This window comes from Amycolatopsis sp. WAC 01416, from assembly GCF_003947485.1.
GTDB lineage: Bacteria > Actinomycetota > Actinomycetes > Mycobacteriales > Pseudonocardiaceae > Amycolatopsis.
The window spans coordinates 545,336-571,583 of the sequence record NZ_QHHX01000002.1; the positions used below are offsets into that span (position 1 = coordinate 545,336).

Annotated in this window: 23 protein-coding genes; 17 read left to right on the forward strand and 6 right to left on the reverse strand. The window is 66.7% G+C overall.

All coding sequences use genetic code 11. The features are described 5' to 3' along the window. Nucleotides 1-980: 980 nt before the first annotated feature. Together DL990_RS06930 and DL990_RS06935 are read left to right on the forward strand one after the other, a co-directional pair. Nucleotides 981-4,481, forward strand: a complete 3,501-nt coding sequence (locus DL990_RS06930; RefSeq protein ID WP_125788804.1) for a DNA-directed RNA polymerase subunit beta — start codon at nucleotides 981-983, stop codon at nucleotides 4,479-4,481. Between the two features lie 89 nt (nucleotides 4,482-4,570). Continuing rightward, nucleotides 4,571-8,482, forward strand: coding sequence for a DNA-directed RNA polymerase subunit beta' (locus DL990_RS06935; RefSeq protein ID WP_125788805.1), 3,912 nt, complete (start codon nucleotides 4,571-4,573; stop codon nucleotides 8,480-8,482). 221 nt (nucleotides 8,483-8,703) lie between these two features. On the opposite strand, the gene DL990_RS42130 is transcribed toward DL990_RS06935, so the two are convergent. Together DL990_RS42130 and DL990_RS42135 are read right to left on the reverse strand one after the other, a co-directional pair. After that, on the reverse strand, nucleotides 8,704-9,000 hold the full coding sequence (locus DL990_RS42130; protein WP_255431314.1) for a M15 family metallopeptidase: 297 nt from the start codon (nucleotides 8,998-9,000) through the stop codon (nucleotides 8,704-8,706). A 5-nt stretch (nucleotides 9,001-9,005) separates the two neighbouring features. Next, complete coding sequence (locus tag DL990_RS42135; RefSeq protein WP_255431315.1) at nucleotides 9,006-9,272, reverse strand: M15 family metallopeptidase; 267 nt, start codon at nucleotides 9,270-9,272, stop codon at nucleotides 9,006-9,008. A gap of 655 nt (nucleotides 9,273-9,927) precedes the next feature. Between DL990_RS42135 and DL990_RS06945 the strand changes: the two genes are divergently transcribed. From DL990_RS06945 to DL990_RS06970, 6 genes are all read left to right on the forward strand, one after another. After that, nucleotides 9,928-11,727 carry a hypothetical protein gene (locus DL990_RS06945; protein ID WP_125789065.1) on the forward strand — a complete coding sequence of 600 codons (1,800 nt, stop codon included), beginning with the start codon at nucleotides 9,928-9,930 and terminating at the stop codon, nucleotides 11,725-11,727. Nucleotides 11,728-11,808: 81 nt separating this feature from the next. Continuing rightward, nucleotides 11,809-13,569 carry a hypothetical protein gene (locus DL990_RS06950; protein WP_125798200.1) on the forward strand — a complete coding sequence of 587 codons (1,761 nt, stop codon included), beginning with the start codon at nucleotides 11,809-11,811 and terminating at the stop codon, nucleotides 13,567-13,569. A 47-nt stretch (nucleotides 13,570-13,616) separates the two neighbouring features. Continuing rightward, nucleotides 13,617-13,850 carry a hypothetical protein gene (locus DL990_RS06955; RefSeq protein ID WP_125788807.1) on the forward strand — a complete coding sequence of 78 codons (234 nt, stop codon included), beginning with the start codon at nucleotides 13,617-13,619 and terminating at the stop codon, nucleotides 13,848-13,850. A 27-nt stretch (nucleotides 13,851-13,877) separates the two neighbouring features. After that, entirely contained in the window at nucleotides 13,878-14,111 is a 234-nt protein-coding gene (locus tag DL990_RS06960) for a hypothetical protein (RefSeq protein WP_125798201.1), read from the forward strand. Nucleotides 14,112-14,167: 56 nt separating this feature from the next. Next, entirely contained in the window at nucleotides 14,168-14,659 is a 492-nt protein-coding gene (locus DL990_RS06965) for an MmpS family transport accessory protein (protein WP_125788809.1), read from the forward strand. A gap of 128 nt (nucleotides 14,660-14,787) precedes the next feature. Continuing rightward, nucleotides 14,788-15,288, forward strand: a complete 501-nt coding sequence (locus DL990_RS06970; protein ID WP_125788810.1) for a GNAT family N-acetyltransferase — start codon at nucleotides 14,788-14,790, stop codon at nucleotides 15,286-15,288. 4 nt (nucleotides 15,289-15,292) lie between these two features. On the opposite strand, the gene DL990_RS06975 is transcribed toward DL990_RS06970, so the two are convergent. From DL990_RS06975 to DL990_RS06990, 4 genes are read right to left on the reverse strand one after another with little or no spacing between them, the layout of a single operon-like run. Next, nucleotides 15,293-16,729, reverse strand: coding sequence for a hypothetical protein (locus DL990_RS06975; RefSeq protein ID WP_125798202.1), 1,437 nt, complete (start codon nucleotides 16,727-16,729; stop codon nucleotides 15,293-15,295). A gap of 9 nt (nucleotides 16,730-16,738) precedes the next feature. Continuing rightward, nucleotides 16,739-17,902 carry a hypothetical protein gene (locus DL990_RS06980; protein ID WP_125788812.1) on the reverse strand — a complete coding sequence of 388 codons (1,164 nt, stop codon included), beginning with the start codon at nucleotides 17,900-17,902 and terminating at the stop codon, nucleotides 16,739-16,741. Between the two features lie 13 nt (nucleotides 17,903-17,915). Then, complete coding sequence (locus tag DL990_RS06985; RefSeq protein WP_125788813.1) at nucleotides 17,916-18,248, reverse strand: hypothetical protein; 333 nt, start codon at nucleotides 18,246-18,248, stop codon at nucleotides 17,916-17,918. After that, nucleotides 18,245-18,823, reverse strand: coding sequence for a YbaB/EbfC family nucleoid-associated protein (locus tag DL990_RS06990; protein ID WP_125798203.1), 579 nt, complete (start codon nucleotides 18,821-18,823; stop codon nucleotides 18,245-18,247). Before DL990_RS06990 ends, DL990_RS06985 begins: the two co-directional genes overlap by 4 nt. Before the next feature lie 189 nt (nucleotides 18,824-19,012). Between DL990_RS06990 and DL990_RS41455 the strand changes: the two genes are divergently transcribed. From DL990_RS41455 to rplW, 9 genes are all read left to right on the forward strand, one after another. Then, nucleotides 19,013-19,159, forward strand: a complete 147-nt coding sequence (locus DL990_RS41455; protein ID WP_199746243.1) for a hypothetical protein — start codon at nucleotides 19,013-19,015, stop codon at nucleotides 19,157-19,159. Between the two features lie 377 nt (nucleotides 19,160-19,536). After that, nucleotides 19,537-19,911: a 30S ribosomal protein S12 gene (rpsL, locus tag DL990_RS06995; RefSeq protein WP_003102113.1), complete on the forward strand. Its 375-nt coding sequence runs from the start codon at nucleotides 19,537-19,539 to the stop codon at nucleotides 19,909-19,911. Continuing rightward, nucleotides 19,911-20,381 (forward strand): 30S ribosomal protein S7, encoded by a 471-nt coding sequence (gene rpsG / locus DL990_RS07000; protein WP_005166770.1) that lies wholly within the window; start codon nucleotides 19,911-19,913, stop codon nucleotides 20,379-20,381. The genes rpsL and rpsG overlap by 1 nt, the downstream gene beginning before the upstream one ends. A 63-nt stretch (nucleotides 20,382-20,444) precedes the next feature. After that, complete coding sequence (gene fusA / locus DL990_RS07005; RefSeq protein WP_125788815.1) at nucleotides 20,445-22,544, forward strand: elongation factor G; 2,100 nt, start codon at nucleotides 20,445-20,447, stop codon at nucleotides 22,542-22,544. Nucleotides 22,545-22,671: 127 nt separating this feature from the next. After that, on the forward strand, nucleotides 22,672-23,865 hold the full coding sequence (gene tuf, locus DL990_RS07010; RefSeq protein WP_076162999.1) for an elongation factor Tu: 1,194 nt from the start codon (nucleotides 22,672-22,674) through the stop codon (nucleotides 23,863-23,865). Nucleotides 23,866-24,259: 394 nt separating this feature from the next. Then, the gene (gene rpsJ / locus DL990_RS07015) at nucleotides 24,260-24,565 is read left to right on the forward strand and encodes a 30S ribosomal protein S10 (RefSeq protein WP_003102098.1); all 306 of its coding nucleotides are present in this window, start codon (nucleotides 24,260-24,262) and stop codon (nucleotides 24,563-24,565) included. A 31-nt stretch (nucleotides 24,566-24,596) separates the two neighbouring features. After that, nucleotides 24,597-25,247 (forward strand): 50S ribosomal protein L3, encoded by a 651-nt coding sequence (gene rplC, locus DL990_RS07020; RefSeq protein ID WP_125788816.1) that lies wholly within the window; start codon nucleotides 24,597-24,599, stop codon nucleotides 25,245-25,247. Nucleotides 25,248-25,249: 2 nt separating this feature from the next. After that, entirely contained in the window at nucleotides 25,250-25,936 is a 687-nt protein-coding gene (gene rplD / locus DL990_RS07025; RefSeq protein ID WP_125788817.1) for a 50S ribosomal protein L4, read from the forward strand. Beyond that, complete coding sequence (gene rplW / locus DL990_RS07030; RefSeq protein WP_101612167.1) at nucleotides 25,933-26,244, forward strand: 50S ribosomal protein L23; 312 nt, start codon at nucleotides 25,933-25,935, stop codon at nucleotides 26,242-26,244. The genes rplD and rplW overlap by 4 nt, the downstream gene beginning before the upstream one ends. The last annotated feature ends 4 nt before the right edge of the window (nucleotides 26,245-26,248 follow it).

The window sequence follows — 26,248 nt, forward strand, 5'->3', positions numbered from 1 at the left end:
TACCCACTGACCTGCGTTTAGCGGCCTAAGTGCGATCTGGAGCCCGCCCTAGGTACCCAGCGCGGGCGTGCCGGGATCGCAGGTCCGTGAAGGACTCCTTCCCTACTCTGAGGGTAGGGAAGGGGCCCTTCACCTCATGCCGGGCTGAGGCAGCCCGAGCCGAGGCGGCCCCGCGCGTGAAGGCCCCCTTCCCTCGACTCAGCCGAGGGAACTCGGCCTTCACACCTTCCCGCAGTACATGAAGGGGTCCTTCATGTACTTCAAACCAGGCATCACGCAAGAAGCGCCGCAGGTACCTAAGAGGAAGCTCGCCAGAACCCGAGTCGCCACTCACGCCAACCTCGCCTCCGCAGCCGCCCGAGACGCGTCGCGTTTAGCCCGCTGAACGCGATCCCCGCGCACTTCCTGTGTGCCGCACCAGCCGACCCACCGGCCACAACCGCCACACGCCCCGAAACGTCCTGAGGAGCCCCGAACCACCCCCGCCCCGACCCGGTGACCCTCCGAGACGCCGCCCGGGCGGGATCGCGTTTAGCCCGCTAAACGCAGGTCGGCGCCCCAACGTCGTCACCTGCGCGTACCGGTCGGTAACCAGGATGATCGTCCTGTGAGACGCCTGCCGCGGAGCTTCTTCGACGCTGCGCCAACCGGCGGGACCACCGCGCGGCATCTTGACTCAGAGCCCCTGTGGGGTCACGCTTACTGGCAACGGTGAGAACCGGCGGTGCCCTTGCGGGAGGGACGGTCCGGGGAGGCCGAGGAGAGGCATACCTGAAGACGTTGCGAAGCAGGCTGGGCCCCATCAGGAGCGCCCCCTGGACAGACCGTGACGTTCGGGCTAGACTGCTTCTTTGCGCTGCCCTCTTTCAGGCTGCCCGGAGCCGGTAGTTAGGATAGTGGGCACACGGCACCCTTGACAGACCGCATCAGCTGTTGCTGACGCGGCTGCTCACCGCTCATTGTCCCCGGAAGGACGCATCTTGGCAGTCTCTCCCGCGAACCAGGCCACTGCTGCGACCACCTCGGCTGTATCTCGCTCGGAGTCCACGGGAATCCCGGGAGCCCCCAAGCGGGTCTCCTTCGCAAAGATTCGCGAGCCGCTCAGCACCCCGAACCTGCTCGACGTGCAGATCAGGTCCTTTGAATGGTTCACCGGCGACGAGGCGTGGTTCGAACGCCGCGTCGAAGAAGGTGAAGAAAACCCGGTCGGTGGCCTGGAAGAGGTCCTCAACGAGATCTCGCCGATCGAAGACTTCTCCGGATCCATGTCGCTGTCCTTCTCCGACCCGCGCTTCGACGAGGTCAAGGCCTCCGTCGAGGAGTGCAAGGACAAGGACATGACGTACGCGGCCCCGCTGTTCGTGACCGCCGAGTTCGTGAACAACAACACCGGCGAGATCAAGAGCCAGACGGTCTTCATGGGCGACTTCCCGGTGATGACCGACAAGGGCACCTTCGTCATCAACGGCACCGAGCGTGTCGTCGTGTCCCAGCTGGTCCGTTCGCCGGGTGTGTACTTCGACACCAGCGTCGACAAGACCACCGACAAGGACGTCTTCAACGTCCGCGTCATCCCGAGCCGGGGTGCCTGGCTCGAGTTCGATGTCGACAAGCGCGACACCGTCGGCGTCCGCATCGACCGCAAGCGCCGCCAGCCGGTGACCGTGCTGCTGAAGGCGCTGGGCTGGACCACCGAGGCGATCCGTGAGCGCTTCTCGTTCTCCGAGACGCTGCTCGCCACCCTCGAGAAGGACCACACCGCCGGCACCGACGAGGCGCTCCTCGACATCTACCGCAAGCTGCGCCCGGGCGAGCCCCCCACCAAGGAGAGCGCGCAAACGCTGCTGGAGAACCTGTTCTTCAAGCCGAAGCGCTACGACCTGGCCAAGGTCGGCCGGTACAAGGTCAACAAGAAGCTCGGCCTGACCACGCCGTACGACACCGGGACGCTGACCGAAGAGGACATCGTCTCGACGATCGAGTACCTGGTCCGCCTGCACGCGGGCGAGGACAAGGCGACCGTCGGCGACCAGGTCATCCCGGTCGAGACCGACGACATCGACCACTTCGGCAACCGTCGTCTCCGCACCGTCGGCGAGCTCATCCAGAACCAGATCCGCGTGGGTCTGTCCCGGATGGAGCGCGTCGTCCGCGAGCGGATGACCACGCAGGACGTCGAGGCGATCACGCCGCAGACCCTGATCAACATCCGTCCCGTCGTGGCGGCGATCAAGGAGTTCTTCGGTACTTCGCAGCTGTCGCAGTTCATGGACCAGAACAACCCGCTGTCGGGGCTGACGCACAAGCGTCGTCTGTCCGCCCTCGGCCCGGGTGGTCTGTCGCGTGAGCGCGCCGGCATGGAGGTCCGTGACGTCCACCCGTCGCACTACGGCCGCATGTGCCCGATCGAGACGCCGGAAGGCCCGAACATCGGCCTGATCGGTTCGCTCTGCTCGTACGCGCGGGTCAACCCGTTCGGTTTCATCGAGACCCCGTACCGCAAGGTCGTCGAGGGTCGCGTCACCGACCAGGTCGACTACCTCACCGCGGACGAGGAAGACCGGTTCGTGAAGGCGCAGGCCAACGCACCGATCTCGGAAGACGGCACCTTCGTCGAAGACCGCGTCCTGGTCCGTAAGAAGGGCGGCGAGGTCGAGCTGATCGACCCGCTGGACGTGGACTACATGGACGTCTCGCCGCGGCAGATGGTCTCGGTCGCGACGGCGATGATCCCGTTCCTCGAGCACGACGACGCGAACCGCGCGCTGATGGGCGCGAACATGCAGCGTCAGGCCGTGCCGCTGCTCCGCAACCAGGCGCCGTACGTCGGCACCGGTGTGGAGCTGCGCGCCGCGGTGGACGCCGGTGACGTGCTCGTCGCCGAGCAGTCCGGTGTCGTCGAGGAGCTCTCGGCCGACCTGATCACGATCATGCACGACGACGGCACGCGGAAGAGCTACGGACTGTACAAGTTCCGCCGCTCGAACCACGGCACCTGCTTCAACCACCGCCCGATCGTCAACGAGGGCGACCGGGTCGAGCAGGGTCAGGTCATCGCCGACGGCCCGTCCACCGAAAACGGTGAGATGGCGCTCGGCAAGAACCTGCTCGTCGCGGTCATGCCGTGGGAGGGCCACAACTACGAGGACGCGATCATCCTCTCGGAGCGCCTGGTGCAGGACGACGTGCTCACGTCGATCCACATCGAGGAGCACGAGATCGACGCCCGCGACACCAAGCTGGGCGCCGAGGAGATCACGCGGGACATCCCGAACGTCTCCGAAGAGGTCCTGGCCGACCTCGACGAGCGCGGCATCATCCGGATCGGTGCCGAGGTCCGCGACGGCGACATCCTGGTCGGCAAGGTCACGCCCAAGGGCGAGACCGAGCTGACCCCGGAGGAGCGTCTGCTCCGCGCGATCTTCGGTGAGAAGGCCCGTGAGGTCCGCGACACCTCGCTGAAGGTGCCGCACGGTGAGACCGGCAAGGTCATCGGCATCCGCGTGTTCTCGCGCGAGGACGACGACGAGCTGCCCCCGGGCGTCAACGAACTGGTCCGCGTCTACGTGGCCCAGAAGCGGAAGATCCAGCCGGGCGACAAGCTCGCCGGCCGCCACGGGAACAAGGGTGTCATCGGCAAGATCCTCCCCGCCGAGGACATGCCGTTCATGGAGGACGGCACGCCCGTCGACATCATCCTGAACACCCACGGTGTCCCGCGTCGTATGAACATCGGCCAGGTCCTGGAGCTTCACCTCGGCTGGCTGGCTTCGCAGGGTTGGAAGATCGAAGGCAACCCGGACTGGGCGAAGAACCTCAACGAGGAGCTCTACGACGTCGACCCCGGCACGAACACCGCCACCCCGGTGTTCGACGGTGCCAAGGAAGACGAGCTGACCGGTCTGCTCGGCGCCACCAAGCCGAACCGCGACGGTGAGCGCATGGTCAAGCAGAACGGCAAGGCCACGCTGCTGGACGGCCGCTCCGGCGAGCCGTACCCGTACCCGGTCGCCGTCGGCTACATGTACATCCTGAAGCTGCACCACCTTGTCGACGACAAGATCCACGCCCGGTCCACCGGTCCGTACTCGATGATCACGCAGCAGCCGCTGGGTGGTAAGGCGCAGTTCGGTGGTCAGCGCTTCGGTGAGATGGAGTGCTGGGCGATGCAGGCGTACGGCGCCGCATACACCCTGCAGGAGCTCCTGACCATCAAGTCGGACGACGTGGTCGGCCGCGTGAAGGTGTACGAGGCCATCGTCAAGGGGGAGAACATCCCCGAGCCGGGTATCCCCGAGTCGTTCAAGGTGCTCCTGAAGGAGCTCCAGTCGCTCTGCCTCAACGTCGAGGTGCTGTCGAGCGACGGCGCCGCGATCGAGATGCGCGACTCCGACGACGAAGACCTCGAGCGCGCCGCGGCCAACCTCGGCATCAACCTGTCCCGCAACGAGTCGCCCTCGGTGGACGACGTCGTGCACTGACGGCTGTCCGAGGCGGGGCCTGCCTCCCGTGGGCCCCGCCTCGACCGCCAACCCCTCTAGTCGACTCAACCCCAAGGGGATGCAAAGACGTGCTGGACGTCAACTTCTTCGATGAGCTCCGCATCGGCCTCGCGACCGCCGACGACATCCGTCAGTGGTCCTTCGGTGAGGTCAAGAAGCCGGAGACCATCAACTACCGGACGCTCAAGCCCGAGAAGGACGGCCTCTTCTGCGAGAAGATCTTCGGCCCGACCCGGGACTGGGAGTGCTACTGCGGTAAGTACAAGCGGGTCCGCTTCAAGGGCATCATCTGCGAGCGCTGTGGCGTCGAGGTCACCCGCGCCAAGGTGCGCCGTGAGCGGATGGGCCACATCGAGCTGGCCGCCCCCGTCACCCACATCTGGTACTTCAAGGGTGTTCCCTCCCGCCTGGGCTACCTGCTCGACCTGGCGCCGAAGGACCTCGAGAAGATCATCTACTTCGCGGCCTACGTGATCACCGGTGTGAACACCGAGCTGCGGCACAACGACCTGCCGACCCTCGAGAACGAGATCGGCGTCGAGCGCAAGAACCTCGAGACCAAGCGTGACGCGGACATCGAGGCACGGGCGCAGAAGCTGGAAGCCGACCTGGCCGAGCTGGAGGCGGAGGGCGCCAAGTCCGACGTCCGCCGCAAGGTCAAGGAAGGCGGCGAGCGCGAGATGCGTCAGCTGCGTGACCGCGCCGGTCGCGAGCTGGACCGTCTCGAGGAGGTCTGGACGACCTTCACCAAGCTCGACGTGCGTCAGCTGATCGCCGACGAGCTGCTCTACCGCGAGCTCGTCGACCGCTACGGCGAGTACTTCACCGGCGGCATGGGCGCGGAGGCCATCCAGAAGCTGGCCACCGAGTTCGACGTCGCGGCCGAGGCCGACAACCTGCGCGACACCATCCGCAACGGCAAGGGGCAGAAGAAGCTCCGCGCGCTGAAGCGGCTCAAGGTCGTCGCGGCCTTCCAGGCCACCGGCAACGACCCGCGCGGCATGGTGCTCGACGCCGTCCCGGTGATCCCGCCGGACCTGCGCCCGATGGTCCAGCTCGACGGTGGCCGGTTCGCCACCTCCGACCTGAACGACCTCTACCGCCGGGTCATCAACCGGAACAACCGGTTGAAGCGGCTGATCGACCTCGGCGCGCCCGAGATCATCGTCAACAACGAGAAGCGGATGCTGCAGGAGGCCGTCGACGCGCTGTTCGACAACGGCCGCCGCGGCCGCCCGGTCACCGGTCCCGGTAACCGCCCGCTGAAGTCGCTGTCCGACCTGCTCAAGGGCAAGCAGGGCCGGTTCCGTCAGAACCTGCTCGGCAAGCGTGTCGACTACTCGGGCCGTTCGGTCATCATCGTCGGTCCGCAGCTGAAGCTGCACCAGTGCGGTCTGCCGAAGGACATGGCGCTCGAGCTGTTCAAGCCGTTCGTCATGAAGCGGCTGGTCGACCTGAACCACGCGCAGAACATCAAGTCCGCCAAGCGGATGGTGGAGCGCTCGCGGCCGCAGGTGTGGGACGTGCTCGAAGAGGTCATCACCGGCCACCCGGTGATGCTGAACCGTGCGCCGACCCTGCACCGTCTCGGTATCCAGGCCTTCGAGCCGCAGCTGGTCGAAGGCAAGGCCATCCAGCTGCACCCGCTGGTCTGTGAAGCGTTCAACGCGGACTTCGACGGTGACCAGATGGCCGTGCACCTCCCGCTTTCCGCGGAGGCGCAGGCCGAGGCCCGCATCCTGATGCTGTCGGCGAACAACATCCTTTCGCCGGCGTCGGGCCGCCCGCTCGCCATGCCGCGTCTGGACATGGTGACCGGTCTGTTCCACCTGACCCGCCTCACCGAGAACGCCGAGGGTGCCGGCAACGCGTACTCCTCGCCCGCCGAAGCGATCATGGCGTACGACCTCAAGGCGCTGAGCCTGCACGCCCCGGTCAAGATCCGCATCGTCGACCGTCAGCCCGCCAAGGCCGACGAAGCGGCGCTCGCGGAGAAGGGCTGGGAGCCGGGCAAGGCCTGGCTGGCCGAGACCACCCTGGGCCGCGTGCTGTTCAACGAGCTGCTGCCGGCGGACTACCCGTTCATCAACGAGCCGATGCCGAAGAAGCGTCAGGCCCTGATCGTGAACGACCTCGCCGAGCGCTACTCGATGACGCAGGTCGCGCAGACCCTGGACCGCCTGAAGGACGCCGGTTTCTACTGGGCGACCCGTTCGGGTGTCACGGTCGCGATCTCCGACGTCCTCGTCCCGACCGGCAAGAAGGCCATTCTGGACGAGTACGAAGGCAAGGCCGACCAGGTCGAGAAGCGGTACCAGCGTGGTCAGCTGTCGCACGCCGAGCGCAACAACGAGCTCGTCAAGGTGTGGACGCAGGCCACCGAAGAGGTCCACAAGATCATGGAGACGGCGCTGCCGGACGACAACCCGATCGCGATGATCGTGAAGTCGGGCGCGGCGGGCAACATGACGCAGGTCCGGTCGCTGGCCGGTATGCGTGGTCTGGTGTCGAACCCGAAGGGTGAGTACATCCCGCGTCCGATCAAGGCCAACTTCCGTGAAGGCCTGTCGGTGGCGGAGTACTTCATCGCGACGCACGGTGCCCGTAAGGGTCTGGCGGACACGGCGCTCCGTACCGCCGACTCGGGTTACCTGACCCGTCGTCTGGTGGACGTGTCGCAGGACGTCATCGTCCGCGAGGTCGACTGTGGCACCACCCGCGGCATCAACATGCCGATCGGTGAGGACATCGGCGACGGCAAGGTCCTGCGCGACCAGCACGTCGAGACCAGCGTGTACGCGCGGAACCTGGCGACCGACGCGGTCGACGCCAAGGGCAACGTCGTGCTCAACGCCGGTGACGATATCGGTGACCCGGCGATCGACAAGCTCATTTCGAGCGGGATCGCCAAGGTCAAGGTGCGTTCGGTGCTGACCTGCGAGTCGGCCGTCGGTATCTGCGCCACCTGCTACGGCCGGTCCATGGCGACCGGTCAGCTCGTCGACGTCGGCGAGGCCGTGGGTATCGTCGCGGCCCAGTCGATCGGTGAGCCGGGTACGCAGCTGACGATGCGTACGTTCCACCAGGGTGGTGTCGCCGGTGACGACATCACGACCGGTCTGCCCCGTGTCCAGGAGCTGTTCGAAGCCCGGGTCCCGAAGGGCAAGGCGCCGATCGCCGACGTCGATGGCCGTGTGCGCATCGAGGAGAGCGAGCGGTTCTGGAAGATCACGCTGATCCCGGACGACGGCAGCGAAGAGATCGTCTTCGACAAGCTGTCCAAGCGTCAGCGGCTCGCGAACACCCCGAACGGCCCGCTGGGCGACGGTGACCGCGTCAACGTCGGTCAGCAGCTGCTCGAAGGTACGCCGGACCCGCACGAGGTTCTGCGGGTCATGGGGCCGCGCGAGGCGCAGATGCACCTGGTGGACGAGGTCCAGAAGGTGTACCGGGCGCAGGGTGTGTCGATCCACGACAAGCACATCGAGGTCATCGTGCGGCAGATGCTGCGCCGCGTGACGATCATCGACTCCGGTGCCACGGACTTCCTCCCGGGCGAGCTGCCCGAGCGGACCAAGTTCGAGGCGAAGAACCGGGCGTCGGTCGCCGAAGGCGGCGAGCCCGCCTCGGGTCGCCCGGTGCTGATGGGGATCACGAAGGCCTCGCTGACCACGGACTCGTGGCTGTCGGCGGCCTCGTTCCAGGAGACCACGCGTGTCCTGACCGACGCGGCCATCAACGGCCGTTCGGACAAGCTCGTTGGCCTCAAGGAGAACGTGATCATCGGTAAGCTGATCCCGGCCGGTACCGGGATCAACAAGTACCGCAACATCCAGGTGCAGCCGACCGAGGAGGCGCGGGTCGCCGCTTACGCGATCCCGTCCTACGACGACGGCTACTACACGCCGGATGTCTTCGGCTCCACCCCGGGTGCCGCGGTTCCGCTGGACGACTACGACTTCGGCCGCGACTTCCGCTGATCCACCCCGCTCCACCCGAAGCGCCCCTGGCTCCCGGCCAGGGGCGCTTCGCTTTGCCCGCCCGCTCCGCTCCTCCGGCCGGATCGCGTTTAGCCCGCTAAACGCGATCCGGCGCCGGGCGAGGGCGACTTGCGTTTAGCCCCCTAATCGCGATCTGCCCACGATCCCGCCCGACTTGCGTTTAGCCCCCTAATCGCGATCCGGCAGGGCGGAAGCGCAGGTCAGCGAGGATCGGGAGACGGGAAGTCGAAGTAGGTGTCCGGGAACGGTTCCCCGTTGAACGTGTAGTGCCACCACTCCTCGGCGAGGTTCCGGAACCGTGCCGCCGCGAGCGTGTTCTTGAGCAGTTGCCGGTTCGCGCGGGCCTCCCCGGGGATCCGCGGATCGTCGGTGTTCGAGAGCGTGTCGTACCCGGTGCCCATGTCGACCGTGTTGTCCGGGAACCGGTCCGGCGCATAGCAGGGCACGAGCGTCTCGCCCGGTCGATAGGGGCGCTGCGGCCGGGGTGGCAGTTCCACGATCGTCAGGCCACCGTGCTCCCGCGGCTGTGCCCGGACTTCTCCGCGATGTACCCGTCGGCGAACAGCCGGTCCTTCGCCACGTTCGGGTAGAACTCCGCCTTCATCTTCTCGTCCGAGAGGTCCTTGGCCCATCGGACGAAGTGGTCGACGGCGCGTTGCGGCCGGTAGCAGTCGTACACCTTGAGCGTGTAGCCCTGCCGCAGGTGTCGCCGTTGGGCCGCCCGCAATCCTTCCGCGGCCTGCCTGGTCAGGAGGCACAGTGACTGCACGTATCCGTCGATCTTCCGGCCAACGTCCGTCTGAACGTCTTCGACATGGCCATGTCCCAGCGCTCCAATGAAGTCAGAGTTCCCGGGATTCCATAACGAAACCATAACGGGCCTGTGGTCGCCGGATTCGGGTTACTGGTCCGTTGTGACCTGCCGTAGTGCCGCCAGGTGGCCTAATTCCCAATGCTCGGAAAACCGCCACCCGTTCGGCCCAATGGCCCATCCGTATCGTGGGAAATTCACCCGGCCGTGTCGTGTCCCATTCTTTGATCACGAGATTGACACTCCGACGGCTTCACACGAGTATTTCGCCCATGCAATCCCCAGTCGCCTTGGTGTGGCGCCGGCACGTTGATCTGCGACAGCAGGCAAGCGCGCTGTGTATGGATTCCTGACCTATTCCGGGTTTGTCGCGCCGTACTGAATCAGCGTATCCGACACGGATGCGTCCGTTCCTCGTGCGCTGACGTTTTCCACTGTGCCGCAACGGTTCCCTGTGTGAACCGGCGGTTGATTGCTTCCCTTTGAATCGCGCCGGTGACGCCTGCGCGGAATAGGGGAGAGGTGTGCCGAATGTCCGGCGCTTCGGTAGCGAAAACAGGGAGAAAGAATGCTATCCAACTCGCCAAAGTGGCGAAAAGTGGTGATCGCCGCCATGGCGGCGGCCTTGGCTGTGGGCACGGTGACCTACACCGGCTCCACGACCAGTGCCTACGCCGACGTCCAGGTCGTCAAAGACGCGAAGAAGGCGGCCGACGGCAAGGAGTACTGGGTCCAGAACCACCTGGTGTCCAAGGACATCGCGGCGTCCCGGAGTGCGGACGGCAAGCGCAAGAAGTGGCTGCTGGTCTGGGCCGGCGACGAGAACATCGCCGACACCCTGGTCAAGGACGTCAAGAACCTGCCGGGTTCGCTCGGCGGGGGCCTGAACAAGATCAAGAACGCGTTGCCCGGTCCGGACTTCCTCGCCGTGATCGACGCGACGCAGGGTTCGCCGACCTACGGCAAGGTCGTCAACACCGCCACCGTCGGACCGCTCGTCGAGAACGAGCCGCACCACATGCAATACGTGTGGCACAAGGGCGACACGATCTACGCCGGCGCGCTGTTCGCCGCCGCGACGTACGCCTTCGACGTCTCCGCGTTGCCGCAGCTGAAGCTCAAGGGCGTCAGCCTCCCGACCCAGACCCTCGGCGGTTCCGTGCCCGACGCGTACTGGGTGCTCAAGGACGGCACCGCGTACGGCACGTACATGGGCGGTCCGGTCGTTCCCGGCCCACACACCTACGCCAACGGTTCCACGGTGGTGGGCAACGGTTTCGCCGGCAGCCCCGGCGAGGTCGTCCGCTTCGACCAGAACGCGCAGGTGCTTTCCGAGTCCCCCGCGGCCACCCCGCAGGGCGACAACAAGAAGCTGTGCGACAACCTCCCGCAGCTGGACAAGCCGACCTGCGCCAACCCGCACGGCATCCAGGCCCGTGAGGACCTCGACACCCTGGTCACCAGTGACTACGCCGAGCCGCGCAACATCATCCTCGACCCGGTGAAGCAGCCGTCGCCGTATCTGCGGCGGCCGACCGTCCGCACCTGGGACATCTCCGACCGCAACAAGCCGAAGCTCAAGGCGGTCTCGTACCTGCCGGACGGTCCTCGCGCCGATCCCGCCGACCCGCTGCACGCCGAAAGTCGCGCGGTCATGGAGACCACGGTGACGAACCTGCCCGGTCACAAGGGCGCGTTCGCCCAGACCATGCAGGGCGGCGCGGTGTTCTACACGCCGGACATCACCGCCAAGGAGCCGCACTGGATCCAGGTGTTCGACGACGGCGCGGCGAACAAGGCGATCCACCCGAACAACGACTCCAACGGAGGCGGCTCGAACGGTGGCTGGATCCAGACCAGCCCCGACGACAAATACCTCTACCGCGCGATCACCGGCCGCCAGAAGGGCGCGCTCGGTCCGGACGACCCCGGCACCACCGGCGGCGTCTACGTCCTCGACATTCGGAAACTCGTCGCCGCGGGCGACAAGGTCGAGAACATCAAGGGCCGGATCGACACGAAGGAGAAGTCGCAGCAGGGCGGTGGCGGCGACCTGCCGACCGTCGTCGGCGCGGCGCCGATCAACCCCGGCACGTCCGGCGGTGGCCCGCACTGGGGCGCGTACGACAACTTCGTGCTCGGTGAAGACGGGTACTACCACGAAACCGACAAGCCGCGGCATCTCGCGGTGTCGAACTACTTCGTCGCACGGTCCGGTTTGGACGGTGACCACAAGGTCAACCTGCTGAACCTCGGCGAAGACGGGAAGGTCGGCGTCGACCAGAACTTCCGGGACGAGTTCACCGGACAGGTCGGGATCAACTTCAACCGGAAGACCTGGCCGCACGGGTCCTTCGGCAACGCCAAACCGCACTCCGAACTGTTCGTCGTGGCGGACGCGGATCTCAAGTAACCCTGTTCGGCGCGGAAGGTCGTGGGTGGCGGGCACAGTGCGCCACCCACGACTCCGCCGATCTGCTCGGAGAAGGTCCCCATGGATCACCACGTCATACCGGCGAGCTCGGGTTCGGCCGGAGTCGACATCGCACTGGTCGTGCTTCGGCTCGGCCTCCTGCTGGCGACCGCTTTCCTCGCCGGAACGGGAATCCTGCGCCCGCTCGTGGGCGAGCTGCCCCGGCGTCTCCACCTCACCATCGCCGTACTGGGCGGGGTTTCGGCCGCGCTGGCCGCGATCTCCGCTTTCGCGACCGACGTCAATGTCATCGCGCTGATCGTGCATCTCGTGCTCGCGCTGGCGATTCCCGTCCTGATCCGCTGGCCGTCGGCAGGCCGCTGGGCGTCCCTCGGGCTCGCCGCACTGGTGGTGCTCGAAACCTCGCTCGGGCGGACGGGCGTCGAATTCGCCATCGACACCGTCTACGTCGCCGCGGCGGCCCTGTGGTTCGGTGTCACCGTTCTGTCCGTGTGGGTGCCCGCCGGGCAGTGGCGTCAGACGAACTTCCGGCTCGGCCCGCTTTCGCTGACCCTGGGCGGACTTCTCGTCGTCGCGGGTGCGGTCCAGCTGTTCTCCTCCGGTCTGGGGTTCGACCGCCGGATCTACGGCACGCTCTTCGGCCTCACGTTGCTCGTGATCGCTTTGCTGCCGCTCTTCGCCACCGTGGTCGCGGGATTCTTCTTCACAGGAACCGATTCCACGCGGGCTTACCGGTTCGGCGCGGCCGCCGTGGCCATCGGTTTCCTCGCCTGGAGCGCCCTCGCGGCCATTCCCAAGCCGCCCGAATCGCCGGTTCCCGGTGTCGCGCTGCTCGCGGACGCCGCCGTCGGCGACCAGCGGTTCCCGGTACTCGTGAGCCCGCAGCGGCCCGGCAAGAACCTCGTCCACTTTCCCGCGAGCGCGGGAGAAGACCTGTCCGCCGGAATCAAAGGCGGCCTGGTCGGCAAGGCCATCGTGCGGCCCGGCGCCGAGGGCACCTGGGCCGAGGTCGACCTGCCGAAGGGCCGCAGCGACCTGATCATCAGCCGTGGCGGGGAGAAGACGACCATCGAGGTCGACGCGGGCGACGAGCAGGGGCACCCCATCGCCGACACGGACGCGCCCGAGTGTGCCTCGGCCGCGCTGGGCGGCCTGATCGCCGACCGCCGCGAGGTTCTCACCTCCTGCCCCGCGGACGGACTTTCGAGTGAGGACAGCGGTTCTCTCGTGAAACTCGTCGAGTTCCTCGCCGGGCGCAAGCCTTCCGCGCTCACCCTTGTCGAGGACACCTCGCCGCGCAGTGTGGCCGCCGCGAAACTGGTCCGCGAGACCGCCGCACGCTCCGGACTCGCGGTGCGGACCGAGGCGGGCGCGAACACCGCGCTGGTCGTCGTGTCCGGCTGGGCGGGCGGCTACACGGCGATGACCCGTGCGGCCGAGTCCCAGCGGCTCAAGCCGACCCACCAGTACGGCCTGTATCTGGCGCCCTGGTTGCTCAATGGGCCGATCGTCAACGCCGTCGCGAGTTCCTCCCTGCCGCTGAGGTTCGACCCGCGCGAACAGGTCGCCGTCAGTTTCGCGGTCGCCGCGAACAACGCCTTCGGTGGCGAAAGCCCCACGCTCGGCGGCTTCCGGAACTGGCTTGGCGACCAGTGGAGGTCGATGAACGGCGACGTCCAGATCTTCGCGGCCGCACAGGTCAACGCCATGCCGATGTACCCGGGTGAACCGCACGCCGTCGGGATGATCGCCGACCGGAACTACGCGGGGCAATGGATCCCCGACGGCACGATCGTACCGATCAGCTCGGTTCTGCGGTGAAGGATTCCGCTCGCTTCCAGCAGCGGTGAAAGGAAAAGGGAGAAGAGATGAAGCGAATCGCGGCCCGTGTGCTGCTGCCGCTCGCCGTCGCGGGCGCGTTGTCCGGACTCGCCGGCGGGGTCGCCTCGGCCGACCCGTTGCCGGGACTGCCGACCGGTGGCGGCGGCCCGGCGCTCTGGCTGATCCCCGGCGTCGACCTCGGCGGACTACTCGGACCGACCGTTCCCGTGCCGACCGACGTCCTCGCCCCGATCTACGGGATCATCACGCCGATTTCGTAAAAACCGTTACCAGTAAAGGAGAATCTCATGAAGAAGACCTTCGTTCGCGCGGTCACCGGTGCCGCGCTCGCCGGTCTCGCCGTACTCGGCTCGGCCGCTCCGGCGCTTGCCGCGCAGGATGCCCCGAACGATGTCGTGGTCGTCGACGAACCCGACACGAGCGAGCTCAACAACATCTGGACGTTCGCGCCGCTCGGCGTCCCGGTGCTCGGCCTCGTCCAGTCCCTCAACGGCGTCCCCGGCCGGCTGCTGCCGTCCTGACTTCCGCGGCGGCGCGGCTCCTCCGGCCGCGCCGCCGCTTTCGGTGAGGAGAACCGATGGCCGACAGACAACTGATCGGGCGCATCGCCATCGCGGGGATCGTGGTGGCCGCACTCGCGACCTGTGTGGTGCTGCTCAACGGCGACGAAGAGCCGCAGGCCGAAACCGTGGCCGTCGTCGGCGAGCCGACCGGCGCCGCGCCGTCGCGGGAGCCGGACCGCACGATCACGCGGACGCTGAGCCGGCCGCAGCCGCAGCCGGTGTCGAACGACTGGCGGATCGTCTACGAGCTCGCCGGGACGGGGACGGCGACCGTGGTCTACGACTCGAACGGGCTGGGGCTCGTGCATCAGGAGTCGCAGGTGACGCTGCCGTGGCGCAAGGAGCTCACGTGGAAGAACACCGGCACTCCGCCGACCGTCCAGCTGATGGGGCAGGGCGAGGGCGCGGTCGAATGCCGGGTGGCCGTGGGCGGCGCCGTCGTCACGTCGGAGAAGTCCGCTCCTGGTGAGGTCGCGACTTGCGCCGGTCGGCTCGCCCCCTCCTGACTTGCGTTTAGCGGGCTAATCGCGATCCGGGCCCGGGCGCGCTTTCCGGCCCCCGTGTCGACTTTAGCGGGCTAAACGCGATCCGGCGGCGGGCGAAATTCGCTGGCCGGGGTAGGCAGAATGTAGCCATGACCTGGAGCTTCGAAGTCACCCCCGTCGATCACCCGGACGCCGCCCAGCTGCTGCGTGAGTACCTCGACGAGATCGCGTCCCGCTACTACGGGCGCCAGGTCACCGAGGAGGAGCTCGACGCTCTGATCGAGGAGCACCACAGCCGGAACCTGGTCCCGCCGACCGGCGCTTTCCTGCTCGCTTGGCGCGACGGGGTGCTCGCCGGTTGCGCCGGGTTGCGGGTCGCCGCGCCGGACATCACCGAGCTCACCCGCGTCTTCCTGCGGAAGTCCGAACGCGGCAAGGGCGGTGCGGCGCTGCTCGTGGCCGCCGCCGAGGACGTCGCCAGGGGACTCGGCGCCACACAGATCCGCCTCGACACCCGCGACGACCTCGTCGAGGCGAGGGCCCTGTACGCCCGCCTCGGTTACGAGACGGTCGAGCCCTTCAACAACGAGCCGTTCGCGCATCACTACTTCGCGAAGTCCCTGGCCCAGGCGGTGCCGGATCGCGTTTAGCCCGCTAAAGGCGACGCGGCCGCGGGGTGAAGGTCGCCTTGCCGAGGAGGGCACCGGCGAGGACGGGGGCCAGTCCGATCAGCAGCAGGATGACGCCGGTGTCCTTGCCCTCGATCAGCGGATGCCACCACAGCGGGGTCACGGCGATGTCGACGACGTCACCCCGCTCCGGGAACGTCCCGAACGACATCCACCACAGGTCCTTGACCACGTGCGTCTCGCCGTCGAGTTCGTAGGTGCCGTCCACCAGGTTTCCGTTGCCGCAGCTGGTGCAGGTCGACGTGCCCGCCTCCGCGCGCAGCGTCGCGGTCACGGTGAGCCGCGCCTCGGGGGCGAGCCCGGTCAACGCGGTCAGCGAGTTCACCGCGAGCGCCAGCCCCGGCAGCACCAGCGCGAGCGCGACGACCGTGCGCGCCACCAGTGAAAGCGACGACAGCGGCTGACGGCCCGCCGCTTCCCGGCGCCGGTTGAGCGGGCCGCGGAGCCCGGCGAGCGGGCCTCGCCTTCCGCCGAGCCATCCGGTGTCGCTGGTGTCGGAAGCCGCTGCGGTAGCACGGAAATCCGCGTCTTCCCAGTCCACTGTGGACGCGAGTATGGCCAGTCGCCGGGAGTCGGCGAACATCACCTCTTCGGTCAGCGTCCCGGCTTCGGAGGTCCACAGCGAGCCGCCGTGGAAGGCGACTTCGCGGACCCGGAACCACGAGTCGCCCTCCAGCAGCGCGCGAACGCCGGGGGAGAGCAGTGTCTCGGCGAACTCCGGATCGGACGTCGTCACGGTGAACCGGCGGTCGAACTCCGTGCCGGTCTCGAACCGCTGGAGCAGCGCGTCCGGCTTCGGTGCCCCGATGGTGTTCCGTGTGATGCGGGCGTCCTCCAACGGTGTGAACCGCTCCGGCTCGAAGGCACCCGTGACCGGGGTGACGACGACCGACGGCACCTCAGGCGTCCGCAACTGGATCAGGGCGTATGTCCCATCGATCAGGTCAGCTGTCCTGGCCAGGTCCGGGAAGTCCGCCGAGCCGCCGAGCCCGTACTCGACTCCGAGCAGCCGATGTCCGTTGTGCTCGAACTCGACGGCCGTCGCCACCGACTCGGGAGAGGCGTGGGTGACGGCGATCCCGCGTTGGGGGAGCACGCCGAAGCTCGGCTCACCGGTCCCGTCGAGCCTGCCGGTCCACGTCTTCTGCCGATGCCCCCGCCACGCCGCCAAAGCCGCGATCACCACCGGGAAGGCGAACCAGAGCCAGCCGGGCACCGCGCTGCCGGACCCGGCCGAGAGCCAGTACAGCGACGTTTCGGAGACGAGGATCCCGCAGAGCGCGTAGCTGACGGCCGCCGCCGTTGGCCGCCGTCCGTCGAAGCGCCCTCCGAGCAGCAACAGCCCCAGGGCCAGGGTGTACCCACCGGCGATGAGCCACGGCCCGGCCAGCTGATCGTCCATCGGGCGACCCTACTGGTCCATGTCGAGGTTCTCGCGGGTCTCCTCTTCGCTGTGGCGACCGCCGGTCCGGCCGTATTCCTGCCCGGTCGTGGTGGTCCTGGTGTTGTCGATGGCCTTGTTCGCGAAGTCGAAGGCAGCCTTGCCCTGGTACGCCGATCCCTTCGACAGATCGGTGGGATTGACCCCGACCACCTGCTTGATCGCCTGGTTCGGCACCCCCTTGAGGACGTCCTTCGCGGCATCGCCGAACGTGCCGAGCTGGGTCCCGGAGTCCTTGGCGAACGCGCCGACGATCGCCTTCTCCTGGCCGGGGGTCATCCCGACCTTGCCGGCCTTCGTCAGCTTCGAACCCTGTTTGACCAGGTCGTCCGTCCACTTGAGCAGGAAGCCCATGAACTTGTCGAGCAGCTTGCCGAGTTTGCCGAGGTGCTTGGTGATCTTGCCCATCGCGCTCGCGGCCTTGGCGATCGTCGCGGTCATCGCGGCGGCCACCGACGAGCCGAGGCTGACGACGGAGGCGGCCAGCGCGGGCAGCCAGATGTAGATCGCCCAGGTGACCAGCTCGGAGATGATCGACTTGACGACCTCTTCGATGACGGTCATCACCATCGACCACATCTGCAGCGTCTCGGCCACCGTCCCGGCGCTGTTGCCGATGCCCTTGATGCCGACGGCGAAGTCGCCGAGCGCGTTCCGGGCGGCGTCGCCCGCGTCGCCCACCCAGTCCTTCAGTGACTCGTCGCCGGTCTTGACGAAGTCGTCGGCCAGCGTCACGAAGCCCTTGGCGATGTTGCCGAAGTTGCCGGCCGCGGTCTTGAGCGCCGGACCGTCGCCCGTGACGAAGTGCAGCGCGTCCTGCAGTGGCTGGATCAGCTCGATCAGGATGTTCAGGCCGTTGCTGACCAGCCAGCCGACCGGGTCGAGCACGAAGCTCGCGAGGTCCGCGCCAGCCCCCGCGATGAACCCGGCGCCGTCCTGGATCAGCTGCCCGCCCGCGGCCACGACGTCGCCGGGACCCTGCGCGGCGCCGAACTTCTCGTAGGCGTTGGCGACGGTGGTGACGCCCTTGCCCGCGATCGGCACCTTCTTCGCCGCGTCGAGCGCGTTCTTGCCGAAGCTGTCGTCACCCGTGATCTTGACGCCGCCGGCGATACTCGCCTTCTCGTCGGTCATGCCGTCCCCCAGCTCACTTCGGTCCGTCGATCTTGGCTTCGTACTTTCCCAGGGTGATCGTCGCGTCGTTTTCGAAGCCGTTGTAGATCGACGCCGCCTGGGTCATCTTCCCGGAGAACGCGTCGACCCCGGTCTTCATCAGTTCGAGCAGTTCGCGCAGATCGGCGAGCTTGCCGGTGTAGGTCTGCTTCACCGCGAGCCCGATCAGGCCCCACGACTTGTCCGTGACGTCGGCCTGGTCGACGAGGTCGCCGAACTTCCCGGCCTCGTCCTTGTAGTAACCGAGTTTGTTCGCGTAGTCGATCAAGGCCTGCGTTTTGACCGCGTGCCCGCCTGGTCCGGTCATCGGTGATCCTCCTCGTCGAACAGGTTCTTGAGGAACTGGTCACCGGGCGAGTCCCCGGCCGACGGCGGTCGTCCGGGAGCCGGTTCGTCCGACCGCCGGAGCACCGTTTCCTCGCTGAAGTCGTCTTCGTTCCGAGGGCGGCGGGCGGTGCTCGGTGGTGGCTCCTCCGACATCTGAGACCGCAGATCGTCCGTTGTGGTTCCCAACGCTTCGGCTTGGGCTTCGAGAACCTGTTCTTCGACGTTCGTATGGAACGTCCCGCCGAACTGCGCGTCGACGATCCCCGCCTGCTTCCGCGCCGCGTCGGCCACCGCGGTGTGCAAAGTGGACAGAATGGCGGCGCCGAGCTGTTGTGGTTGCTGCCGAAGGGCTTCCGGGCTGAGGCGGATGTCCTTCACGGACCCGCCGGGGCCCGCGACGACGGTGACCGAACGGTCCGGTGACGTCGCCACCGACTCCAGTTCGGCCAGTTCACCCTGCATCTCGCCGACCTTCGCGAACTGCGTCTCGGCCTGTTTGATCTTGGACTGGAATTTCTCGAATTCCGCGACGAGTTGTTCGAACTCGGCCGACATGGAGCCTCCCCGTGCTTGCGGTGCGTCGTCCGGTCATCAGCGGCGGCACTGTGACCGGTGTCATCGTGACCCATTCACCGCTTTGACGCGATGGTGTCCTTTCCGGATCCATCCGGCTCACCCGATAGGGGAATAGGTAGCGTGGTTCGCCGAGCAGGGCGGAATCAGTACGAGTGAGGGGAGGGCGTCGTGGACGCCGAGCAGCAGGAAAGCATCGAAGAACCCCGGCGGGGGAGTCACGCGGCGCCGGAGGGGGCTCCCGTGCATCCGTTGATCGATCTCTCGAGGGACCCGCATCCGGGCCGGGCGGACCACGCCAAACCCGACGAGGAATGATGGCTGGGCGCGCGGCGCCTCCGTCGAGGGCGGTGGCGCGGGCATGGATGGAGAACCGGTCCGAAACGCCGTTCCATCAGGTTCGCCGCGGCGTGACGCCCGGCACGATATAGTTATAGACCCCCCGATTTGGCCGGTCCGGAAGAGGCCGGGTATCTTTGGAGACCGTGCCCGGCAGGCGTCGGGCCGTCCCGTGTGCCGTGCGGCATGGACGGGGTGCTCAGGCATCCGGTCCACCGGCTTCGCCCACACGGGATCCGACGGAAAATCCCTACGGGAAGTTACCGGTCGCAAGACCGTGACGCGGGCCGACACGCCCGACCGCGGGGGCCGGAGACAACACGTAGTAGCAAGATCGCGAACAGAAAGCTGGTCCATTGCCCACGATCCAGCAGCTGGTCCGTAAGGGCCGCCAGGACAAGGCTGCCAAGCAGAAGACCGCGGCCCTCAAGGGGAGCCCGCAGCGGCGTGGTGTGTGCACTCGCGTGTACACCACAACCCCCAAGAAGCCGAACTCGGCGCTTCGCAAGGTCGCTCGTGTGAAGCTGACCAGCGGCATCGAGGTCACCGCCTACATTCCCGGTGAAGGCCACAACCTGCAGGAGCACTCGATGGTGCTCGTGCGCGGTGGTCGTGTGAAGGACCTGCCGGGTGTCCGCTACAAGATCATCCGCGGTTCGCTCGACACCCAGGGTGTCAAGAACCGTAAGCAGGCGCGCAGCCGGTATGGCGCGAAGAAGGAGAAGAGCTAATGCCCCGCAAGGGTCCGGCCCCCAAGCGGCCGCTGATCTCTGACCCCGTCTACGCATCCCCGCTGGTCACCCAGCTGGTGAACAAGGTGCTGAAGGACGGCAAGCGGTCTCTGGCCGAGCGCATCGTCTACGGCGCCCTCGAAGGCGCTCGCGAGAAGACCGGCACTGACCCGGTCGTCACGCTGAAGCGCGCCCTTGACAACGTGAAGCCCACCATCGAGGTGAAGAGCCGCCGGGTCGGTGGTGCCACCTACCAGGTGCCGATCGAGGTCAAGCCGGGACGTTCCACCACGCTCGCGCTTCGCTGGCTGGTTTCCTTCTCCGCGGCTCGCCGCGAGAAGACCATGATCGAGCGCCTGCAGAACGAGCTGCTCGACGCGAGCAACGGCCTCGGCGCCAGCGTGAAGCGGCGCGAGGACACGCACAAGATGGCCGAGTCCAACAAGGCCTTCGCGCACTACCGCTGGTGATGACCGCCCGGCTGCCGATCAAAGCCTTGCCGGGCCCCAATTTTGAGACAGGGGAACACTCTCGTGGCACGTGAAGTGCTGACCGACCTGAACCAGGTCCGCAACATCGGCATCATGGCCCACATCGACGCCGGTAAGACCACCACCACCGAGCGGATCCTGTTCTACACCGGGGTCAACTACAAGATCGGTGAAGTCCACGATGGCGCCGCCACCATGGACTGGATGGAGGAGGAGCAGAAGCGGGGTATCACCATCACCTCGGCTGCCACCACCACCTTCTGGGCCGATCACCAGATCAACATCATCGACACCCCGGGTCACGTCGACTTCACCGTCGAGGTGGAGCGTTCGCTGCGCGTGCTCGATGGTGCCGTCGCGGTGTTCGACGGCAAGGAAGGTGTCGAGCCGCAGTCCGAGCAGGTCTGGCGTCAGGCGGACAAGTACGAGGTTCCTCGTGTCTGCTTCGTCAACAAGATGGACAAGCTCGGCGCGGACTTCTACTTCACCGTCCGCACCATCGAGGAGCGCCTCGGTGCCCGTCCGCTGGTCATCCAGCTGCCGATCGGCGCCGAGAGTGAGTTCGAAGGTGTCATCGACCTGGTCCGCATGAAGGCGCTGACCTGGCGCGGCGAGGTCCAGAAGGGCGAGGACTACGCCGTCGAGGAGATCCCGGCCGAGCTCGCCGACAAGGCGGCCGAGTACCGGGAGAAGCTGGTCGAGGCCATCGCCGAGACCGACGACTCCCTGATGGAGAAGTTCCTCGAGGGTGTGGAGCCGACGGAGGCCGAGCTGAAGGCCGGTATCCGGAAGCTCACCATCGCCCGCGAGGCGTACCCGGTGCTCACCGGTTCCGCGTTCAAGAACAAGGGCGTGCAGCCCATGCTCGACGCGGTCATCGACTACCTTCCGTCGCCGCTGGACGTCCCCGCCGTCGAGGGCACGCTGCCCGACGGTGAGACCCCGGTCCTCCGGAAGCCGTCCGTCGACGAACCGTTCTCCGCTCTGGCGTTCAAGATCGCCGCGCACCCGTTCTTCGGCAAGCTGACCTACATCCGGGTGTACTCGGGCAAGGTCTCCGCCGGCGCGCAGTTGATCAACGCCACCAAGGAGCGCAAGGAGCGCATCGGGAAGCTCTTCCAGATGCACTCCAACAAGGAGAACCCGGTCGACGAGGCCCAGGCCGGCCACATCTACGCGGTCATCGGCCTGAAGGACACCACCACCGGTGACACCCTCGCCGACCCGCAGAACCCGGTCGTCCTCGAGTCGATGACGTTCCCGGCGCCGGTCATCCGCGTCGCGATCGAGCCCAAGACCAAGGCCGACCAGGAGAAGCTGTCCCTGGCGATCCAGAAGCTGGCCGAAGAGGACCCGACGTTCCAGGTCAACCTGGACGAGGACACCGGCCAGACGATCATCGCGGGTATGGGCGAGCTGCACCTCGAGGTGCTGGTGAACCGGATGAAGTCCGACTACAAGGTCGAGGCGAACATCGGTAAGCCGCAGGTCGCCTACCGTGAGACGGTGCGCAAGACGGTCGAGAAGCTCGACTACGTGCACAAGAAGCAGACCGGTGGTTCCGGTCAGTTCGCGAAGGTCATCGTCAAGCTCGAGCCGCTCGAGTCCACCGACGGTGCCCTCTACGAGTTCTCCAACAAGGTCACCGGTGGTCGCGTGCCGCGGGAGTACATCCCGTCGGTCGACGCGGGCGCGCAGGACGCCATGCAGTACGGCGTGCTGGCCGGCTACCCGCTCGTCGGGTTGAAGTTCACCTTGTTGGACGGCGCGTACCACGAGGTCGACTCTTCGGAAATGGCCTTCAAGATCGCCGGCTCCATGGCGATGAAGGAAGCCGCGAAGAAGGCCGGTCCGGTCATCCTCGAGCCGCTGATGGCCGTCGAGGTCACCACGCCCGAGGACTACATGGGCGATGTGATCGGCGACCTCAACTCCCGCCGTGGCCAGATCCAGGCCATGGAGGAGCGCGCCGGTACCCGTGTCGTCAAGGCACTGGTCCCGCTGTCGGAGATGTTCGGCTACGTCGGTGACCTGCGGTCGCGTACCCAGGGACGTGCCAACTACTCCATGGTGTTCGACTCCTACGCTGAGGTTCCCGCGAACGTCGCGAAGGAAATCATCGCGAAGGCGACAGGGGAGTAGTTCCCTCTCGCTCGCGGGCATAAGGAAAACTCCTGAACGTCCGCACCACCCACCGAGAAACGAATCTCCGTCTGACGACAGCCACGTCGGCCGGTGAGTAAGCAAAACAGTCCAGGAGGACATTCCAGTGGCGAAGGCGAAATTCGAGCGGACCAAGCCGCACGTCAACATCGGGACCATCGGTCACGTCGACCACGGTAAGACCACTCTGACCGCGGCGATCACCAAGGTTCTGCACGACAAGTACCCCGAGCTGAACACGGCGTCGGCGTTCGACCAGATCGACAACGCGCCGGAAGAGAAGCAGCGCGGCATCACGATCAACATCTCGCACGTCGAGTACCAGACCGAGAAGCGTCACTACGCCCACGTGGACGCCCCCGGTCACGCGGACTACATCAAGAACATGATCACCGGTGCGGCGCAGATGGACGGCGCGATCCTCGTGGTCGCGGCGACCGACGGCCCGATGCCGCAGACCCGTGAGCACGTGCTGCTCGCGAAGCAGGTCGGCGTGCCCTACATCGTGGTCGCGCTGAACAAGGCCGACATGGTCGACGACGAAGAGATCCTGGAGCTCGTCGAGCTCGAGGTCCGCGAGCTGCTGTCCTCCCAGGACTTCCCCGGTGACGACGCTCCGGTCGTCAAGGTCTCCGGTCTGAAGGCCCTCGAGGGCGACGCCAAGTGGGGCGAGAGCGTTCTCGAGCTCATGGCGGCCGTCGACGAGAACGTGCCGGACCCGGTGCGCGAGCTCGACAAGCCGTTCCTGATGCCGATCGAAGACGTCTTCACGATCACCGGCCGTGGCACGGTCGTGACCGGCCGTATCGAGCGTGGCCGCGTCAACGTGAACGAAGAGGTCGAGATCGTCGGCATCAAGGAGAAGTCGACCAAGACCACCGTCACCGGTGTCGAGATGTTCCGCAAGCTGCTCGACCAGGGTGAGGCCGGCGACAACGTCGGTCTGCTGGTCCGCGGTATCAAGCGCGAGGACGTCGAGCGCGGCCAGGTCGTCGTGAAGCCGGGCACCACCACCCCGCACACGGAGTTCGAGGGCTCGGTCTACATCCTGTCGAAGGACGAGGGTGGCCGTCACACCCCGTTCTTCAACAACTACCGCCCGCAGTTCTACTTCCGTACGACGGACGTGACCGGCGTGGTGACCCTCAAGGAGGGCACCGAGATGGTCATGCCGGGCGACAACACGGACATCAGCGTTGTGCTGATCCAGCCGGTCGCCATGGACGAGGGTCTGCGTTTCGCCATCCGTGAGGGTGGACGGACCGTGGGCGCCGGCCAGGTCACCAAGATCAACAAGTGATTTAGACGCCCCGTCCGGGGTCAATACACCCCCGGGTTAGGGGCGTCAAATCACGTGTGCGACACTATTCAGGTTGCTCGTCCTGGGGCGGCCGAACCTTTCGAGGTTCCGGCCGCCCTGGTATGAGCGGCCACGGTCCGCGGAGCACTTCCTTCGGGTGAGGCTAGCGGGCAAGGGCGTTTGAGACGGCGATAAGCATTCCGCCGGCTCGACGCCTCCTCACGTTGAGGAAGACCAGGCAAGACGAAGATCCCGCGGGATCCGTCTGTGCGTCGGGCTCGACACGCCCGACCGCGTGGACCGGGGACAGGGCCGTTGAACTGGGAAAACCTCAGCCAGACTGAGGTTTGAAAAGACAAAAGCGGCACGAGACGACAAGGAACGAGCAGCCACCATGGCGGGACAGAAGATCCGCATCCGGCTCAAGGCCTACGACCACGAGGCGATCGACACCTCGGCGCGCAAGATCGTCGAGACGGTCACGCGCACCGGCGCCCGTGTTGTCGGGCCGGTGCCGCTGCCCACCGAGAAGAACGTTTACTGCGTCATCCGCTCGCCGCACAAGTACAAGGACTCGCGCGAGCACTTCGAGATGCGCACGCACAAGCGTCTGATCGACATCCTCGACCCGACGCCGAAGACGGTCGACGCGCTCATGCGCATCGACCTGCCGGCGAGCGTCGACGTCAACATCCAGTAGCGGCTGGCGAGCGGCGGAGAGTAAGAGACTCATGTCTGACAGGCAAATGAAGGGCATTCTGGGCACCAAGCTCGGTATGACCCAGGTCTTCGACGAGAACAACCGGGTCGTCCCGGTGACCGTCGTGCAGGCCGGCCCGAACGTGGTCACCCAGGTTCGGACCCAGGAAACCGACGGCTACAAGGCCGTGCAGCTGGCTTTCGGCGCGGTCGACCCGCGCCGGGTCAACAAGCCGCGCACCGGCCACTTCGACAAGGCGAGCGTGACTCCGCGTCGTTTCCTTGCCGAGCTGCGTACCACCGACGCCGAGACCTACGAGGTCGGCCAGGAGATCACCGCTGAGGTGTTCGAGGCCGGTATCGAGGTCGACGTGACCGGTACCAGCAAGGGCAAGGGCTACGCCGGTGTCATGAAGCGTCACGGCTTCAAGGGCCAGGGCGCGAGCCACGGCGCACAGGCCGTGCACCGCAAGCCCGGCTCGATCGGTGGCTGTGCCACCCCGGGCCGTGTCTTCAAGGGCCTGCGCATGGCGGGCCGGATGGGCAACGACCGGGTCACCACGCAGAACCTGACCGTGCACGCGGTGCGTGCCGAGGACGGCCTGCTGCTGATCAAGGGCGCCGTGCCCGGTCCCAAGGGCGGCCTGCTGTTCGTTCGCAGCGCCGCGAAGGGTGGTAACTGAACATGACCAGCGTCGAGCTGAAGACCCCGGCCGGTAAAGCCGACGGCACGGTCGAGCTCCCCTCGGAGATCTTCGACGTGCAGGCCAACGTGCCCCTCATGCACCAGGTCGTGATCGGCCAGCTGGCCGCCGCGCGCCAGGGCACGCATGACACCAAGACCCGCGGTGAAGTCCGCGGTGGTGGCAAGAAGCCGTACCGCCAGAAGGGCACCGGCCGCGCCCGCCAGGGTTCGACCCGTGCGCCGCAGTTCGTCGGCGGTGGTGTCGTCCACGGCCCCACGCCGCGTGACTACACCCAGCGCACCCCGAAGAAGATGAAGGCCGCCGCTCTGCGTGGCGCCCTCTCGGACCGGGCCCGCGCCGGACAGCTGCACGTCGTCACCGAACTGGTGACCGGCGAGAAGCCGTCCACCAAGTCCGCCAAGGCCGTCATCGCCGCGGTGACCCAGGCCAAGCGCGTTCTCGTGGTGCTGCACCGCGATGACGAGCTGAGCTGGAACTCGCTGCGGAACCTGGCCGAGGTCCACCTCATCACGCCCGACCAGCTCAACACCTACGACGTGTTGGTCAACGACGACGTGGTGTTCACCAAGGCCGCTTACGACGTGTTCGTCGCCGGCCCCGTCCGGGGCAAGGGCGCGAAGGCTTCGGCTCGGTCGAGCGAGGTTGAAGGGAGTGACGAGCAGTGAGTGCGATCGCCATCCCCGATCCCCGCGACATCTTGCTCGCGCCGGTGATCTCCGAGAAGTCCTACGGACTGCTTGAAGACCACAAGTACACGTTCGTGGTTCGCCCGGACGCCAACAAGACCCAGATCAAGATCGCGGTCGAGAAGGTGTTCGGCGTCAAGGTGGTCAGTGTCAACACCCTCAACCGCCAGGGCAAGCGTAAGCGGACTCGCGCCGGCTTCGGCAAGCGCAAGGACACCAAGCGCGCCATCGTGACTCTTTCGGCTGAGAGCAAGCCGATCGAGATCTTCGGCGGACCCACCGCGTAAAGGA

Excerpts from the sequence above, each read along its gene's own strand:
- DL990_RS06945 (WP_125789065.1), top strand. The coding sequence starts at position 9,928 with ATGGCGGCGGCCTTGGCTGTGGGCACGGTGACCTACACCGGCTCCACG.
- DL990_RS06950 (WP_125798200.1), top strand. The coding sequence starts at position 11,809 with ATGGATCACCACGTCATACCGGCGAGCTCGGGTTCGGCCGGAGTCGAC.
- DL990_RS06955 (WP_125788807.1), top strand. The coding sequence starts at position 13,617 with ATGAAGCGAATCGCGGCCCGTGTGCTGCTGCCGCTCGCCGTCGCGGGC.
- DL990_RS06960 (WP_125798201.1), top strand. The coding sequence starts at position 13,878 with ATGAAGAAGACCTTCGTTCGCGCGGTCACCGGTGCCGCGCTCGCCGGT.
- DL990_RS06965 (WP_125788809.1), top strand. The coding sequence starts at position 14,168 with ATGGCCGACAGACAACTGATCGGGCGCATCGCCATCGCGGGGATCGTG.
- DL990_RS06970 (WP_125788810.1), top strand. The coding sequence starts at position 14,788 with ATGACCTGGAGCTTCGAAGTCACCCCCGTCGATCACCCGGACGCCGCC.
- DL990_RS06975 (WP_125798202.1), bottom strand. The coding sequence starts at position 16,729 with ATGGACGATCAGCTGGCCGGGCCGTGGCTCATCGCCGGTGGGTACACC.
- DL990_RS06980 (WP_125788812.1), bottom strand. The coding sequence starts at position 17,902 with ATGACCGACGAGAAGGCGAGTATCGCCGGCGGCGTCAAGATCACGGGT.
- DL990_RS06985 (WP_125788813.1), bottom strand. The coding sequence starts at position 18,248 with ATGACCGGACCAGGCGGGCACGCGGTCAAAACGCAGGCCTTGATCGAC.
- DL990_RS06990 (WP_125798203.1), bottom strand. The coding sequence starts at position 18,823 with ATGTCGGCCGAGTTCGAACAACTCGTCGCGGAATTCGAGAAATTCCAG.
- rpsG (WP_005166770.1), top strand. The coding sequence starts at position 19,911 with ATGCCCCGCAAGGGTCCGGCCCCCAAGCGGCCGCTGATCTCTGACCCC.
- rpsJ (WP_003102098.1), top strand. The coding sequence starts at position 24,260 with ATGGCGGGACAGAAGATCCGCATCCGGCTCAAGGCCTACGACCACGAG.
- rplC (WP_125788816.1), top strand. The coding sequence starts at position 24,597 with ATGTCTGACAGGCAAATGAAGGGCATTCTGGGCACCAAGCTCGGTATG.
- rplD (WP_125788817.1), top strand. The coding sequence starts at position 25,250 with ATGACCAGCGTCGAGCTGAAGACCCCGGCCGGTAAAGCCGACGGCACG.